Source organism: Pseudomethylobacillus aquaticus (assembly GCF_003730115.1).
In the GTDB taxonomy this organism is placed as follows: Bacteria; Pseudomonadota; Gammaproteobacteria; order Burkholderiales; family Methylophilaceae; genus Pseudomethylobacillus; species Pseudomethylobacillus aquaticus.
Genome location: NZ_RJVP01000001.1, coordinates 221719 through 236457, shown reverse-complemented (window position 1 = coordinate 236457; position 14739 = coordinate 221719). Strand labels below are relative to the sequence as shown.

At 58.0% G+C, this 14739-nt stretch carries 15 protein-coding genes; 6 read left to right on the top strand and 9 right to left on the bottom strand.

What is annotated here, in order from left to right; genetic code table 11:
• Genes ED236_RS01105 through ED236_RS01095 form a run of 3 tightly spaced genes read right to left on the bottom strand, consistent with a single transcriptional unit; the run spans window position 1 to window position 3123 of the window.
• Window positions 1-633 (bottom strand): DUF934 domain-containing protein, encoded by a 633-nt coding sequence (locus ED236_RS01105; RefSeq protein WP_123236101.1) that lies wholly within the window; start codon window positions 631-633, stop codon window positions 1-3.
• Window positions 626-2308 (bottom strand): nitrite/sulfite reductase, encoded by a 1683-nt coding sequence (locus tag ED236_RS01100; protein WP_123236100.1) that lies wholly within the window; start codon window positions 2306-2308, stop codon window positions 626-628. The genes ED236_RS01105 and ED236_RS01100 overlap by 8 nt, the downstream gene beginning before the upstream one ends.
• Before the next feature lie 26 nt (window positions 2309-2334).
• Window positions 2335-3123 (bottom strand): sulfite exporter TauE/SafE family protein, encoded by a 789-nt coding sequence (locus tag ED236_RS01095; RefSeq protein ID WP_123236099.1) that lies wholly within the window; start codon window positions 3121-3123, stop codon window positions 2335-2337.
• A 158-nt stretch (window positions 3124-3281) separates the two neighbouring features.
• Between ED236_RS01095 and cysB the strand changes: the two genes are divergently transcribed.
• Both cysB and ED236_RS01085 read left to right on the top strand, forming a co-directional pair.
• Entirely contained in the window at window positions 3282-4202 is a 921-nt protein-coding gene (gene cysB / locus ED236_RS01090; RefSeq protein WP_123236098.1) for an HTH-type transcriptional regulator CysB, read from the top strand.
• A gap of 37 nt (window positions 4203-4239) precedes the next feature.
• Window positions 4240-4773 (top strand): DUF302 domain-containing protein, encoded by a 534-nt coding sequence (locus tag ED236_RS01085; protein WP_420820400.1) that lies wholly within the window; start codon window positions 4240-4242, stop codon window positions 4771-4773.
• 42 nt (window positions 4774-4815) lie between these two features.
• Here ED236_RS01085 and ED236_RS01080 read toward each other — a convergent pair whose 3' ends face one another.
• Entirely contained in the window at window positions 4816-5295 is a 480-nt protein-coding gene (locus ED236_RS01080) for a DM13 domain-containing protein (protein ID WP_123236096.1), read from the bottom strand.
• Window positions 5296-5503: 208 nt separating this feature from the next.
• Between ED236_RS01080 and ED236_RS01075 the strand changes: the two genes are divergently transcribed.
• Complete coding sequence (locus ED236_RS01075) at window positions 5504-6724, top strand: lytic murein transglycosylase (RefSeq protein WP_205125621.1); 1221 nt, start codon at window positions 5504-5506, stop codon at window positions 6722-6724.
• 19 nt (window positions 6725-6743) lie between these two features.
• Here ED236_RS01075 and fnr read toward each other — a convergent pair whose 3' ends face one another.
• Complete coding sequence (fnr, locus tag ED236_RS01070) at window positions 6744-7505, bottom strand: fumarate/nitrate reduction transcriptional regulator Fnr (protein WP_205125620.1); 762 nt, start codon at window positions 7503-7505, stop codon at window positions 6744-6746.
• Between the two features lie 105 nt (window positions 7506-7610).
• Between fnr and hemN the strand changes: the two genes are divergently transcribed.
• Entirely contained in the window at window positions 7611-9050 is a 1440-nt protein-coding gene (hemN, locus tag ED236_RS01065; protein ID WP_123236095.1) for an oxygen-independent coproporphyrinogen III oxidase, read from the top strand.
• A gap of 92 nt (window positions 9051-9142) precedes the next feature.
• Here the strand turns inward: hemN and ED236_RS01060 are convergent, their stop codons facing one another.
• Both ED236_RS01060 and dapC read right to left on the bottom strand, forming a co-directional pair.
• A complete protein-coding gene (locus tag ED236_RS01060) occupies window positions 9143-9814 on the bottom strand; it encodes an OmpW/AlkL family protein (protein ID WP_123236562.1) in 672 nt (223 codons plus the stop codon).
• Window positions 9815-10174: 360 nt separating this feature from the next.
• Window positions 10175-11353: a succinyldiaminopimelate transaminase gene (gene dapC / locus ED236_RS01050; RefSeq protein WP_123236561.1), complete on the bottom strand. Its 1179-nt coding sequence runs from the start codon at window positions 11351-11353 to the stop codon at window positions 10175-10177.
• Window positions 11354-11377: 24 nt separating this feature from the next.
• Here dapC and ED236_RS01045 point away from each other — a divergent pair, with 24 nt between their 5' ends.
• Both ED236_RS01045 and ED236_RS01040 read left to right on the top strand, forming a co-directional pair.
• Complete coding sequence (locus ED236_RS01045) at window positions 11378-12277, top strand: DMT family transporter (protein WP_240031976.1); 900 nt, start codon at window positions 11378-11380, stop codon at window positions 12275-12277.
• 73 nt (window positions 12278-12350) lie between these two features.
• Window positions 12351-12758 carry a hypothetical protein gene (locus ED236_RS01040; RefSeq protein WP_123236092.1) on the top strand — a complete coding sequence of 136 codons (408 nt, stop codon included), beginning with the start codon at window positions 12351-12353 and terminating at the stop codon, window positions 12756-12758.
• A 161-nt stretch (window positions 12759-12919) separates the two neighbouring features.
• On the opposite strand, the gene pstB is transcribed toward ED236_RS01040, so the two are convergent.
• A complete protein-coding gene (gene pstB / locus ED236_RS01035) occupies window positions 12920-13699 on the bottom strand; it encodes a phosphate ABC transporter ATP-binding protein PstB (RefSeq protein ID WP_123236091.1) in 780 nt (259 codons plus the stop codon).
• A gap of 88 nt (window positions 13700-13787) precedes the next feature.
• On the bottom strand, window positions 13788-14738 hold the full coding sequence (gene pstA, locus ED236_RS01030) for a phosphate ABC transporter permease PstA (protein ID WP_193726046.1): 951 nt from the start codon (window positions 14736-14738) through the stop codon (window positions 13788-13790).
• Window position 14739: the final 1 nt, after the last annotated feature.

Here is a 14739-nt window from a genome sequence, read left to right as displayed (position 1 = left end):
TCAGGCCGTTGCGCCGTTACGCTGACGACGGCGCCACACCGGCTCCGCGAGGTCCACAGCGCCCTGATACGGTTCGGTAAAGTCCTGCAGGCCGGCCAACGCATCTTCTGCGGAACGGTCGGCACGGATCAGGTAGCTGTCATAACCGCAGCGCTTGAGGAAGAACAACTGGTCGCGCAGCACATCGCCAAAAGCACGCAGTTCATTCTTGTAAGCATGACGTGTACGCAGCAGATTGCCGATGGAGAAGATACGGCCATCGGCAAAGCGCTCGACGAACACGGCGATCAGCGGAAACACGTTCAGATCAGCCTGGTCGGCAGCCAGTGCTTCCACGACCTCGTGCGTAGCCAGCCACACCCCCAGCTCGCCTTTGGCCAGACGCTCCTGCAATTCGGCTTTGCGGGCCAGCCAGACCGACAACGGTACGATGACCTTGCCGCTGGCCGGGATCTCGGTAGCCGCGATCTGTTCGGCGCTGGCGCCGGGCTCGCCGGTCAGCTTGAACAGCACGACCTTGCCAGCCTGCTTGCGCACGACTTCTTCGCCCAGCACAGGCAGTTTGACCAGCGTCCATTCGTCGGCCACGATCTGGTTGCCATGGATCAGTTGTTTGGGCGTGGCGTTAGACATGAGCCGCTTCCTTTTTGCCTGCCTTGTCAGCGTAGACATATTCCTTGAACGGGGCCACGCCGATGCGGCGCACGGTGTCGATGAAGCGTTCTTCATCGCTGCGCTGCGCGATATACACATCGATCAGACGCTGCACCACACCGGGCATCTCGTCTGCCGAGAACGCAGGGCCGATCACGGTGCCCAGGCTGGCGTCCGAACCTTGTTTGCCGCCTATGGTGACCTGGTACCACTCGGAACCGTCCTTATCCACACCCAGGATGCCGATATGACCGATATGGTGATGTCCGCAAGCGTTCATGCAGCCCGAGATGTTGAGTTCCAGATCGCCGATGTCATGGAGGTAATCCAGATTGTCGAACTGACGCTGGATGGCTTCTGCGATGGGAATGCTCTTGGCATTGGCCAGCGAGCAGAAATCGCCACCGGGGCAGCAGATGATGTCGGTGAGCAAGCCGATGTTAGGTGTGGCCAGGCCATGCGCACGTGCGTTTTCCCACAAGGCATACAGGTCGCCGAGGCGCACGTCGGTGAGGATCAGGTTCTGTTCATGCGACACACGCAACTCATTGAAGCTGTAACGGTCGGCCAGGTCGGCCACCACTTGCATCTGCTCGGTGGTGGCATCGCCCGGTGCCACGCCATGTGGCTTGAGCGACAGTGTCACAGCGCGGTAGCCCGGTTCACGGTGCGCATGCACGCAACGCTTCACCCAGGCAGCAAAGGCCGGATTGCTGGCGATGGCGGCGTCGAAGCTGGCATCGTGAGCGGGCAGGGTGTCATACGGCATGCGTGTGAAGTGGTGCGCAACGCGCTCCAGCTCGGCCTCGGTGATGGTGTTGGGGCCATCCTTGAGGTGGGCCCACTCCGCATCCACCTGACGGCGGAACTCGTCAATGCCCAGTGCCTTGACGAGGATCTTGATGCGCGCCTTGTAAGAGTTGTCACGACGGCCATGCAGGTTGTAAACACGGATGATGGCTTCGCAATAGGTCAGCACATGCTGCCATTCCAGCTGCTCGTTGATCACGGTACCCAGGATAGGCGTGCGGCCCAGGCCGCCACCTACCCATACCTTGATCGCCATCTTGTGATCGGCGTCATAGAAGAACTCCAGGCCGATGTCGTGCGCCTGCACCAGGGCACGGTCCTGCTGGCTGCCGGAGACCGCGATCTTGAATTTGCGCGGCAACAGCGCGAACTCGGGGTGGAAGGTGCTCCACTGACGCATGATCTCGGCCACGGCGCGTGGATCGATGATCTCGTCCGGGGCGATGCCGGCGAACTGGTCGGTGGTGATGTTGCGTATGCAGTTGCCTGAGGTCTGGATGGCGTGCATCTGCACGGTGGCCAGTTCGGCGAGGATGTCCGGGGTGTCTTCCAGGCGCGGCCAGTTCAGTTGCAGGTTCTGGCGCGTACTGAAGTGACCATAGCCCCTGTCATAGCGGCGGGTGATCTCGGCCAGCTTGCGCAGCTGGTAGGAGGCCAGTGTGCCGTAGGGGATGGCGATGCGCAGCATGGGGGCATGGCGCTGGATGTAGAGGCCATTCTGCAAGCGCAGAGGACGGAACTCTTCATCGCTGAGTTCCCCAGCCAGATAACGACGTGTCTGGTCGCGGTACTGCGCGACACGTTCGTTCACGATGGCCTGGTCAATTTCGTCATATTTATACATGGAGTGGGGTATCGATTCTTATCGCATTATTTCAAAACAAATTTTAGCCCGATCAACAATAGCAGCAGTGCCAGTAACGGGCGCAATATTTTATCAGGAATCCGGGCGCTCAGATGGCTGCCCAGCCAAATACCTGGCAGCGAGCCGATCAGCAGGCTGCCCAACAGCACAAAATCAACATTTCCCAGACCCCAGTGACCGGCTCCGGCCAGGGCGGTCAGCGGGATCGCATGGGCCAGGTCCGTACCCACCACTTTGAGCGTGGGCAGGCGTGGATACAGGAAGAACAGGGCGACGGTCCCAAGAGCGCCAGCACCTACTGAAGACAGCGTGACCAGCGCCCCCAATACAAAGCCGACCGCGATGGTAACGCCCAATTGCCGGTCACCAAACCGGCCCACATTGCTTTCATCGGTCAGCGCCGGTGCATTGCGCTGCAGGTAGGCGCGGATCAGTACGGCGATCGAGGTCAGGATCAGCGCCACCCCCAGACTAAAGGTGATCAGGCCGGAAATGTCCTTGCTGTTCTTTTCCAGCACATGCAGCAGCCAGATGGTGAGGCCAGCGGCCGGCAGGCTGCCGTAGGCCAGGTGACGCACGATCTTCCAGTCCACCGAGCCATGTTTGCCATGATGCACCCACACTCCGCCGGTCTTGGTGAGCGCAGCGAACAACAGGTCGGTACCCACCGCCACCGCGGGCGAAAAATTGAACAAAAACACCAATAGCGGGGTCATCAAAGAGCCACCACCCACACCGGTGATGCCGACGAGGATGCCGACCATCAGGCCGGAGAAGATATAACCGATTTCCATACTGTCCTTGCTGCCGTTGACGGCTCGCGTGTGCTGGCTGAAACTGATATGGCGCGCAATATACCAGTTGGCGCTTTATAATCTAAATAATAGTTTGATATGCATGTAGTGAATTTTGTTATATAAAGGTGTGACATGACCGGGGTTGGAACATCAGCATGAAATTGCATCAATTACGCTATATCCGCGAAGTGGCGCGCCAGGGACTCAACATCTCGACGGCAGCAGAGGCCTTGCACACCTCACAGCCCGGCGTCAGCAAACAGATCCAGCTGCTGGAGGACGAGCTCAATCTGCAGATCTTCCAGCGCAATGGCAAGCGGCTGACCGGCCTCACCGAACCCGGCAAGACCATTTTGCAGATGGCCGAGCGCGTGATGCACGAAATGGAGAACATCCGCCGCGTGGGAGAAGAATTCACGCGTGAAGAAGTCGGCAGCCTGACGGTCGCCACTACCCACACCCAGGCCCGCTATCGCCTGCCCAAAGCCGTCAAAGCGTTCATGGAGCTTTACCCGCAGGTGAAGCTCAACCTGCATCAGGGCAATCCGACCCAAGTGGCGGAACAAGTGGCCAGTGGCGAAGCTGATATCGGCATCGCCACTGAAGCCATCAGCAGTTACGACAAGCTGTTATGCCTGCCCTGCTATCAGTGGAACCGCTGCCTGGTGGTACCGCACGGGCACCCGCTCATCGATGACACGCCGCTGACCTTGCAAAAGATCGCTGACTACCCGCTCATCACCTATGACTTTGCTTTTACCGGCAGCTCGCTGGTCAGCCGTGTGTTCAGTGAGCAGGGGCTGCAACCCAATGTGGTGCTGACCGCCATCGACGCTGACGTGATCAAAACTTATGTCAGCCTGGGGCTGGGGGTGGGGCTGGTCGCGCACATGGCTTATGATGCCGAGCGCGACAGCAATCTGGCCATGCTGGATGCCAGTAAGCTTTTTCCACCCAGCACGACTTATATAGGCGTGCGGCGTGATGGTTACCTGCGTGGCTATATGTACGGCTTCATCCAGCTACTGGCTCCACATCTGGACCGACGTTCCGTCATCGCGGCCATGGAAGCCTGAGCCACGCGCACCCGTTCATCCATGGAGGCTTAGCACCATGCCCAGACTCGGCAACACTCTCGCAGCGATGACCCCTGTATTGCTCGCGTCGCTACTGGCGATGTCATTCGGGGCTGCTGCAAGCGCGCACGCCGCCGCTGCGCTACCGCCCATAGATCAGAATAGCGCTGTCTACATCGTGCCGGTCGAGCCCGGCGTAAGTTATGACGATGTCGTGGACAGCCTTAAAACCAACGCGGACGGCAACAATTTCGTCAATCCAGCCAATTTCCCTATTGGCGATCACATGAAACAGCGTGGCCTGACGCCGGAAGGGCCACTGGAGGTGCGTGCTTTCTGTAATCTGGGTCTGGGCGCCGAGATCATGCTGGACCACCCTGAGTTCGTGGTGTTCGCCCCGTGCCGCATCGCCATCTACCAGAGCAAAGGCCTGCTTTATATGGCGCTGGATCGCCCCAGCTTCGACCTCAAAAGTATCAAGAACCCGACCGAACGTGCACAAAAAGCGGCACTGGAGCTGGAACGTGTGCTCATCGACATCATCGACAAGGCACGCAAAGGCGATTTTTAAGCGGCCTCAATCGCTGGGAGCGGCCTGGTGCAGGCTTTGATGCTAGCGCAAGCCTTGATACTGCGCAGCCGTGATGAATTGACCGAATGATTCGCACCAGACAATAACCGTATTAAATTTTGAAACATCAATGCCTTGCGGAACATCTACGAGAAAATCGTTGAAGGTGCGTATGTGGCCGATCTGTACCATGTCGGCTTTATGGCGCAGAAAGCCCGTACGGTCATCCACGAAGTGTGGCGATAAATAAAGCCTGTAATCCGGGCCAGGCGCCAGCTTGCCCATCAGCGCGATGGTATCGTCCTTCACATACAACTTCCCTTCGCCCCAATGCAGCGGATCGCTGCCTTTGAGATCACGGCGCAGTGTGGCCGTGTAACGCGCGCTCTGCTGCACTTGCGTCAGGCTGGTCGTAGCCGGGGAATCGGGTGCGGTGAGGATGGGCAGCAGGTAGATCCCCAAGGCGAAGCCCAGCAACAAGGTGGTGCCATGACTGGCTAAAGCAGGAATCAAACGATGCATCTCAGTCTCCGTGCGATTTGCGGCTAATATGGACGCTACACCCGGCGAGGCCGCCGGATGGATACAATAGCTTAGTCGTATAATCAGGCACAGACTGACACACATGCAACCCACATCTTTCTTGAAGGCCTATTTCGCATACCCAGTGTGGCCTGCACGTTCCACATGGCGTGCGCTGATCAGGCTGCTATTGCTACTGGCAACCCTGATGGCAGGGCTGGCGAACACCGCCCAGGCACAGACCGGGTTTGCAGCATGGCTGGATGAGTTGCGCATCGAAGCACTGGCTAAGGGCATCTCTGCAGCGACTTTCCATGCAGCCTTGGGCAATGTCAGCCCGGATGCCAACATCGTGGCGCAGGACAGGAACCAGCCTGAATTCGTGCAACCTTTTCTCAGTTACCTCAGCAAACGGGTGACCGATAACCGCGTCAACAACGGGCAAGCCCTGCGTCAGCGTCATCAGGCGCTGCTCGACGACGTTGAGCTTGTCTATGGCGTGCCGTCTTCGGTGTTGCTGGCATTCTGGGGCCTGGAAACCAATTATGGCCAGTTCATGGGCAGCCATGCCATCCCGGCAGCGTTGGCCACCCTGGCGTATGATGGACGCCGCCATCAGTTCTTTCGCAGCCAGTTGCTGGATGCCTTGCGCATCATTGAACAAGGGCATATCCAAGCCAGCGGAATGCGCGGCTCCTGGGCGGGCGCGATGGGCCACATGCAGTTCATCCCATCGACGTTTTTGCGCTACGCTGTGGATGGCGATCAGGATGGGTATATCGACGTGTGGAACTCTTTACCAGATGCCTTCCACTCAGCGGCCAACTACCTGAGCCAGATGGGTTGGCAGGGCACGCAGCCCACTGCCGTCGAAGTCTGGCTGCCAGAGCAGTTCGACTGGCAACAGGCGGCCCTGCATCTGCGCCAACCAGCGCGCAACTGGCTGGCCATGGGGGTTTTACCAGTCGAAACCTTGCGGCAAGACAGTCTGGATGCGCCTGCCGCGGTGATCCTGCCGCAGGGGGCCAAAGGCCCGGCTTTCCTGGTGTTTGATAATTTTGACATCGTCATGCGCTGGAACCGCTCGGTGAACTATGCACTGTCGGTGGCGCTGCTCAGCGAGCGCATCATAGGCGGCCCTGACCTGATGCACGGTGACGAATCCGCCCATGACGCGCTCAGTCATGAAGCCTTGAAACAGCTGCAGCAGCAACTCAATCTGCTGGGGTTTGAGGCAGGTGAGCCGGACGGTTTCCCCGGCCCGCAGACCCAGGCGGCGATCCGGCGCTACCAGCTTTCGGTGGGGCTCAGCGCCGATGGTTACGCCTCACCTGCGCTACTGAGCAGCATGCTGGCGCAGCCTTTACAAGCCCCAGTGCAGCAAATGCCAATCAACTCATCTGCGAGCGGTAAAATCGCGCCAAGATAAAGTCAGCCCGTTAAGCGGGCTAACCGCAGCTGGCTGCGCCGTTAAAGATCTGGTTGAGCATGTCCGGCTGCAAAATCTTCACCTGACGCTGTTTGACTTCGATGATGCCGGCCTCGGAAAATCGCGAGAAAGTGCGACTCACTGTCTCCAGTTTGAGGCCCAGATAACTGCCGATCTCTTCACGCGTCATGCGCAGTACCAGTTGTGAACGCGAAAACCCCCGCACACTGAGGCGTTGCGTGAGGTTAAGCAAAAAAGCGGCTAGCCGCTCTTCAGCGCGCATATTGCCCAACAGCAGCATAACGCCGTTTTCGCGCACGATCTCCCGGCTCATGATCTTGTGGACATGGCGCTGCAACACCGGGAACTCCCTTGACAAGGACTCCACCTGCACGAATGGCATCACGCAAACTTCCGCATCTTCCAGCGCGATCGCGTCGCAATCGTGCCGGTCATGCACAATGCCATCCAGCCCCAGGATCTCGCCTGCCATCTGAAAGCCAGTCACTTGTTCACGCCCATCTTCGCTGGCCACCGAGGTCTTGAAGAAGCCGGTACGGATCGCATAAAGTGAGGTGAAGGTATCGCCTGCGTGAAACAGCCGATCCCCGCGTAGCACTTTGCGGCGATTAGCGACCAGGACATCCAGGCGCTGCAAATCATCCGCGTCCATGCCGACTGGCATGCACAGTTCGCGCAGGTTACAGTTGGAACAGGCTACTTTGATGGTGGCAGGAGTCAGGCTGGTTACAGCCTCTCCATGAGCTTGATGAGCTTGCATATCCATGATGTCCAGCTTAGCGCGTTTAAGCACACTGCGGTAGCACGAATTACACTTTGTTTGCGCTGCATCAAATACGAATGCGGGCAGGGCTGGCAAGCTGGCATGCTCAATCACCAAGCACACGCCATGACCAGCACACCGTCTTCCAGTCGCCCCAACGTCTCGATCCCGGCCGCCATGTTGCAACGTTTTGATATCAGCGGCCCGCGTTACACTTCCTATCCGACCGCTGACCGATTCAATGATGGCTTCGACCAGCAAGATTACCTGCAGGCTTTGTACCAGCGCGTGCTCCCACAGCAACCATTGTCCATCTATGTGCACGTGCCGTTCTGTGCCAATCTGTGCTTCTACTGCGCCTGCAACAAGATCATCACCCGTCGTCATGAACGTGCCAGCGAATACCTGCGTTACCTGATACGCGAGATGGCCTTGCATGCCGTCCATCTGCACACGCAACCGGACGGCCGTCAGGCCGCTGTTACGCAGTTGCACCTAGGCGGCGGCTCGCCCACCTATTTCAATGACGCTGAATTGGCACGTCTGATGGCGGCATTGCGCCATCATTTCGGCGTCATGGACGATGCGGAGCTGGCCATCGAGGTGGATCCACGCACCGTGGATAGTGCGCGTTTAGTCCGCCTGCGCGAGCTTGGTTTCAATCGTCTCAGCATAGGCGTGCAGGATTTTGATGCCGAAGTGCAAGTGGAGGTCAACCGCCGCCAATCCACGCAGCAGGTGTTCGAACTGGTAGCACAGGCGCGGCAACTTGGTTTTCATGGCATCAATGTGGATCTCATCTATGGATTACCCAGACAAACACCGGCCAGTTTCATGCAGACCTTGAAGACCTTGCTGCAACTGCGCCCGGACCGCATCGCCTTGTATGCCTATGCCCATCTGCCTGAGCGCTTCAAACCCCAGCAACAGATCGACAGTGCCAGCCTGCCAGCAGGCCCCGACAAGTTGCAGATGCTGGCCATGGCCATTGAGCGCTTGCAAGTGGCAGGCTACGACTACATCGGCATGGACCACTTTGCCCTGCCTGACGATGCGCTGGCGGTGGCACGCAGGCAGGGGCGCTTGTACCGCAACTTTCAGGGCTACACCACGCGGCAGGAAGGCGACTTGATCGCGCTGGGCGTCTCGTCCATAGCCAAAGTGGGGGCCACCTACAGTCAGAACGAAAAGACGCTGACCCGCTATTACGAAGCGCTGGAACGTGGACACTTGCCGATCGCACGCGGCCTACAACTCACCCGCGATGACCTGCTGCGCCGCGCAGTGATTATGGCCATCATGTGCCAGGGTAGGGTAGAGTTCGAATCCATCGAAGCGGCGCATCTGATTGAATTCAATACCTACTTTGCTGTCGAGCTGGCAGCCTTGAGTGAGCTGGTGAACGAAGGGATAATCGAACTGGATACCCGGTCACTGCAAGTGACCGCCCTGGGCTGGTATTTTGTGCGTGGCATCGCCATGCACTTCGATCACTATTTGCGGGGCACGAGGACACAGGCACGCTATTCGCGTATCGTTTGAATCAAACTCAACGATCCAAAAAAAGCCCTGCCAGAATGGGTGGCAGGGCGAGGGTGGAGCGTGACCCATACAGTATTATGGGCAATTAGCCATCAGAAGCGTCTGCCTATGCCAATGCCTAACAGCCATGGATTGATGTCGAGGCGGTCGATGCGCGTCCAGCCTGCGGTCCTGAGTTTCACATTGGTGTCCATGTCCAGGTATTTGAGGTCAGCATTCAATATCCAGCCGTCAGACAGCTTGATGTCAACACCAGCCTGCACGGCAAAGCCGAAGCTGTCGCTGTCCACCTTGATACGGCTGCCAGCGAGTGCGCCCTGTGTCAGGCGTAGGTCACGGTCCAGCATGCGGGTGTAGTTGAAACCAGCGCCTACATAGGGGTCGATCTTCTGGTCCGGGTTGAAATGCCATTGCAGTGTCAGCGTGGGGGGCAGGGCATCGATGTTGCCCAATGGCTGATTGCCTACGGTAGCCAGCTGGTCGTCGCGTATGCTCACGTCATGCTTGCTGCCTAACGCCAGGATGAGTTCTGCAGCCACGTGCTTGCTCAGGTAATAACTGATGTCGAGCTCAGGAATGGTGTTGCTTTCAACCGCCAGTGCGGCACCGGGCGACATGGCACCTGGGGCTACATTGCGGTTGACGGTACGCCCAAGGTCGCTGCTTTCGTTCGGACTGACATGCACGGCACGGCCACGTATCACCCAGTCACCGGTCTCTGCCTGCACGAACATCGGGGCGCATAGCCCCAATGCCACAATCATGAATCCTGTTTTTTTCAGCTGCCCTTCCATGTTTCATCCTCTGCCTGTTCCGTGATCGAATGAAAGGCATGGTACGCATGGCATGGGCGACCGTTATTGATGCAGGTCAATAATGGCGCAGGCGCGACAAGATCTTGAAAAGCAGGCAGTACCGATCATGGCGAGCTTGTCATGCGGGGTTGGTCTGAATGCAGAGACAGCGCAGTGGACAGATTGGATTGTTCATATGATGGTGCAAAGAGACAACCTGACTGGGGCGTGCCGCCGCATCCAGGGCCACCAGCATATTGCATCAAGCGCTAAAGATGCTGCTTCTTATTGAATACCCTGCACAGAAAGCGGCACCGCCTCAGCACTCAGCTAGAGCAGCGCAATACGCCTTGCAGCTTCCAGGCATTCGTTCAAGGAGGCCACCAGTGCCAGCCGGATAAAGCCGTCGCCCGGGTTGAGGCCATGGGCTTCACGCGCCAGGTAGCTGCCTGGCAGCACGGTGATGTTCAGATCGCGGTACAAGCGCAGGGCGTAATCGGTATCCGAACCGGAGGTGCGTGCCCACAGATAGAAGGCGGCATCCGGCATCCGCACATCCAGCGCGGTTTGCAGCAGCGGGGTGACCTGGCTGAATTTCTCGGCGTACTGGCGACGGTTGTCCTGCACGTGCGCTTCGTCGTTCCAGGCTGCGATACTGGCGGCTTGCACCGTCGGGCTCATGGCACAGCCATGGTAGGTGCGGTAGAGCAGGAATTTTTCCAGGATCTTCGCATCGCCTGCCACAAAGCCGGAGCGCATGCCCGGCACGTTGGAGCGCTTGGACAGCGAGCTGAACACCACCAGGCGCGTGTAGTCACGGCCCAGTTGGTGGGCCGCCTGCAATGCACCCAACGGCCGCTGGGCTTCATCAAAGTAGATCTCGGAATAACATTCATCCGCCGCGATGACAAAACCATAACGGTCAGACAGCTCAAAGATGGCTTTCCACTGCGCCAGCGTCATCACTTTGCCGGAGGGGTTGCCGGGCGAACAGACATACACCAGCTGGGTGCGCTGCAATACGCTGACCGGCACGCTATCAAACTCCATCGCATGCTGGTTTTCCGGCAGGGTGTTGAGGTAATAAGGCTCGGCACCGGCCAGCAGCGCAGCACCTTCGTAGATCTGATAGAACGGGTTGGGCGAGATCACCACAGGCGCGGTGCGGCTACGGTCTATCACCGCCTGCGCGAACGCGAACAACGCTTCACGGCTGCCATTAACGGGAATGATCCCGGTGTCGATGTTCAGGGCCGGGATGCCGTAACGGCGCGTGGCCCAGTCTGAAATCGCCTGACGTAAGGCAGGGATGCCTGCAGTCGTGGGATAATTGGCCAGGCCAGCCAGATTGCTGACCATGGCATCTTTGATCAGCTGGGGCGTGGCGTGCTTGGGCTCGCCTATGGACAGGTTGATCGGGCTGTATGACGGGTTGGGCGTCACGCCCGCGAATAATTCGCGCAAACGCTGGAACGGGTAGGGCTGCAGCAGGTTCAGACTCGGATTCAATGCAGCATTCAGATGGGTATTCATGTGAGCATTATAGTGGGCGATAACACGACAACAAAGAACTACTGGGCCGTTTTCGGGCTGCTGTTCGGCGCCACCAGCTGGGGCGTGATCTGGTATCCCTACCGCATCATGCAGGAAGCCGGTGTTTCCGGCGTGGCGTCCAGCTTCTACACCTACGCCATCGCGGCCAGCCTGGGCTTGCTGCTGTTCGCCCGGCACTGGCGCGGCCTGGGCAGCTTGCCGCAGACCGCCTTCTGGCTGGCCATCGTGGCGGGCTGGACCAACCTCAGTTACGTGCTGGCCGTGATCGACGGCGAAGTGATGCGCGTGATGCTGCTGTTCTATCTTTCCCCGCTGTGGACATTGCTGCTGGCGCATTTCTGGCTGCGCGAACACATCAGCCGCAAAGGCCTGCTGGTGATGGGCATTTCGCTAACCGGCGCATTCATCATGCTGTGGCAACCCAACGCCATGCCCATCCCGCACAACACGGCCGAATGGTTGGCTTTATCAGCGGGCATCGGCTTTGCGCTCACCAATGTGATCACACGCCGCGCCAGCCACATGAGCCTGCGCGTCAAATCCATGGCGGTGTGGTTCGGCGTGATCGGCATGTCGCTGCTGGTGCAACCGGTGCTTGATCAGCCATTCCCGTCACCGCAGGTGTTCACGGCGCTGAACTGGCTTATCATGGCCCTGATCGCCTTGCTGCTGATGGCCGCCACACTGTTCGTGCAATACGGCGTGACGCGCATCCCGGCCTCCAAAGCTGCGGTGATCTTCCTGTTCGAACTGGTCGTGGCCGCCATCGCGTCCTACTACCTCGCAAGCGAGACCATGCAAGTGCAGGAATGGGTAGGCGGCGCGCTGATCGTGCTGGCCTCGTTCTGGGCGGCGGTGTCGGAACGGGATAGCCATTGAACAAGCTGACCATTCACATTGCCAAGCCAACAAGCTGCCTGACAACATCAATCATCCATGGATCAGAGCAATCATGAACACCCACCATAAGAGAATCTTGGTTCTGTTTTTAGTGTTATTGCTGCCCTTGTTTCTAATGGTGAAGTGCTATCAGGAGCTGCATTATTTAACGCGGGAATCTGCGCTCCAGGAAGCAAAAGTGCGGTTGAAAATCCAATGCGAAATGCATTGTAAAGAATACGGATTTATAGAGGATGACTTCCAAGGACCATTTGAAGCGGGAGTAAATAAAGAGGTTGATACCAAGCATTATGAATTTACTTGGCGCTTACCAGATAACACGGAGCTGTTGGTTGCCGTTTATGACAATGGTTTGTTTGTGACATCCGACTGGATGTGGATAAACACGCCTGAAGAACGACGTATCCGGGCAGAAGAAGAACAAAAAAACGCAGCCAAGCCGCAAGCACAAACCTGGTAGGGTGGACTTGCTCCCGAGTCTGCCGGATAGGCTCACAATTGTGGCGCGCAGCTAAGTAGCTCAGCTCCATACTTGAAGCTAACACTATCTGGGGCCGCAGATCACAGCGTTCACGCCCAATAAAAAAGCCCCTTGCGGGGCTTTTGTCTTACTGAAGCGTATCAGCCGAATTTGCCGGTGATGTAGTCTTCGGTTTCCTTGCGCGACGGGTTGGTGAAGATCTTGTCGGTGTCACCGTATTCGATCAGGTCGCCCAGGTACATATAGGCGGTATAGTCGGAGATACGTGCAGCCTGCTGCATGTTATGGGTCACCACCAGGATGGTGAGCTTGTTGCGCAGTTCGGACATCAGTTCTTCGATGTTGGCCGTGGCGATCGGGTCCAGCGCGGAGGTGGGCTCATCGAACAGCATGATCTCCGGGTCGGTGGCCAATGCACGGGCGATACACAGACGTTGTTGCTGGCCGCCGGACAGGTTGAAGGCCAGGTCCTGCTGTCTGTCTTTCACTTCGTTCCACAACGCCGCGCCCTTGAGCGCTTCTTCCACCTTGTCGTCCAGCACGCGTTTGTTGGTCTCGCCACGCACACGCAGGCCATAGGCGACGTTTTCGTAGATGGATTTGGGGAAGGGGTTGGGCTTCTGGAACACCATGCTGATACGCATGCGCACTTCGATGGCGTCCACGCCATCGGCCAGCACATTGGTGTTGTCCGGGTGCATGACGATCTGGCCTTCGTAGCGGTTGCCAGGGTACAGATCGTGCATGCGGTTGAAGCAGCGCAGGTAGGTGGATTTACCACAGCCGGAAGGGCCGATCAGCGCGGTGATCTTCTTGTCATAGAGAGGCATGGTAATGCCCTTGAGCGCGTGATTGCCACCGTTGTAAAAGAAATTCAGATTGCGCGATTCAGCTTTGATCGGGGTTGTAACGGTCACCATAAGTTTTCCTGAATGTTTGTATGCGTTGGGTATCGTGAGTCGCTGGCTCAGTGCAGGTGAGCACCGAGCACTGGTGACGACGTGAGCTTTACCATTTGATCTTCTTGCGCATGTTGTAGCGCAACCAGATGGCCGTACCGTTCATGAGCAGGGTGACCACGATGATGATCGCGCCAGTCGCTGCCGCATTGATATGGAACTCTGGATTAGGACGTGACAGCCAGCTGAACATCTGGATAGGCAGCACGGTAAAGCCGGAGAACAGCCAGTCAAAGTTCAGGTAGGGCGGTTCAGCACTCACTGGCGATGGCGGCAGGAAAGCAATGAAGGTCAGCGCGCCGATGGTGATGATGGGCGCCGTTTCACCGATGGCACGCGACATGCCGATGATCACGCCGGTCAGGATGCCGCCAAAGGAGTAGTGCACCACGTGCTGCGACACCACTTGCCACTTGGTAGCACCTACCGCGTAGGCCGCTTCACGGATGGCCACCGGGATGCTGCGGATGGCTTCACGGGTGGAGACGATCACCACCGGCAGGATCAGCAGGCCCAAGGTGAGGCCAGCCGTGACGATGCTCTGACCCAGGCCCAGGATATACACAAACAAGCCTAGCGCCAGCAGACCGTAGATGATGGAAGGCACGCCAGCCAGATTGGTCACGTTGATCTCGATCAGATCAGAGAACCAGTTCTTGGGCGCATATTCTTCCAGGTAGATACCAGCGCCCACGCCCATGGGCACGGCCGAGATGAAGGTCACCGACAGCACCAGCAGGGAACCTACCCAGGCCGACAACAGACCGGCGGAACCGGCACGGCGGGAAGGGAACTCGCTCATGAAGTCCAGATTGAAGCGCGGGTAGCCGTCCATCACCAGGTCAACGAACAGCGTCAACAGGGTGAGCAGGCCTATCATCAGCGCGACCAGGCCGATGATGGCGAAGATCGAGTCGTTGAGTTTGTGGCGCTTGATCATGGCCCGCACCTCGTCGAGGTTGGCGAGCACGGAAGCTTGAGGTTTCACTTGGTCGGTCATC

What these genes read in the sequence shown, in the direction of transcription:
- ED236_RS01105 (WP_123236101.1), bottom strand. Translation starts at nt 633, where the DNA reads ATGTCTAACGCCACGCCCAAACAACTGATCCATGGCAACCAGATCGTG.
- ED236_RS01100 (WP_123236100.1), bottom strand. Translation starts at nt 2,308, where the DNA reads ATGTATAAATATGACGAAATTGACCAGGCCATCGTGAACGAACGTGTC.
- ED236_RS01095 (WP_123236099.1), bottom strand. Translation starts at nt 3,123, where the DNA reads ATGGAAATCGGTTATATCTTCTCCGGCCTGATGGTCGGCATCCTCGTC.
- cysB (WP_123236098.1), top strand. Translation starts at nt 3,282, where the DNA reads ATGAAATTGCATCAATTACGCTATATCCGCGAAGTGGCGCGCCAGGGA.
- ED236_RS01085 (WP_420820400.1), top strand. Translation starts at nt 4,240, where the DNA reads ATGCCCAGACTCGGCAACACTCTCGCAGCGATGACCCCTGTATTGCTC.
- ED236_RS01080 (WP_123236096.1), bottom strand. Translation starts at nt 5,295, where the DNA reads ATGCATCGTTTGATTCCTGCTTTAGCCAGTCATGGCACCACCTTGTTG.
- ED236_RS01075 (WP_205125621.1), top strand. Translation starts at nt 5,504, where the DNA reads ATGGCAGGGCTGGCGAACACCGCCCAGGCACAGACCGGGTTTGCAGCA.
- fnr (WP_205125620.1), bottom strand. Translation starts at nt 7,505, where the DNA reads ATGCAAGCTCATCAAGCTCATGGAGAGGCTGTAACCAGCCTGACTCCT.
- hemN (WP_123236095.1), top strand. Translation starts at nt 7,611, where the DNA reads ATGCTCAATCACCAAGCACACGCCATGACCAGCACACCGTCTTCCAGT.
- ED236_RS01060 (WP_123236562.1), bottom strand. Translation starts at nt 9,814, where the DNA reads ATGATTGTGGCATTGGGGCTATGCGCCCCGATGTTCGTGCAGGCAGAG.
- ED236_RS01040 (WP_123236092.1), top strand. Translation starts at nt 12,351, where the DNA reads ATGAACACCCACCATAAGAGAATCTTGGTTCTGTTTTTAGTGTTATTG.
- pstB (WP_123236091.1), bottom strand. Translation starts at nt 13,699, where the DNA reads ATGGTGACCGTTACAACCCCGATCAAAGCTGAATCGCGCAATCTGAAT.
- pstA (WP_193726046.1), bottom strand. Translation starts at nt 14,738, where the DNA reads ATGACCGACCAAGTGAAACCTCAAGCTTCCGTGCTCGCCAACCTCGAC.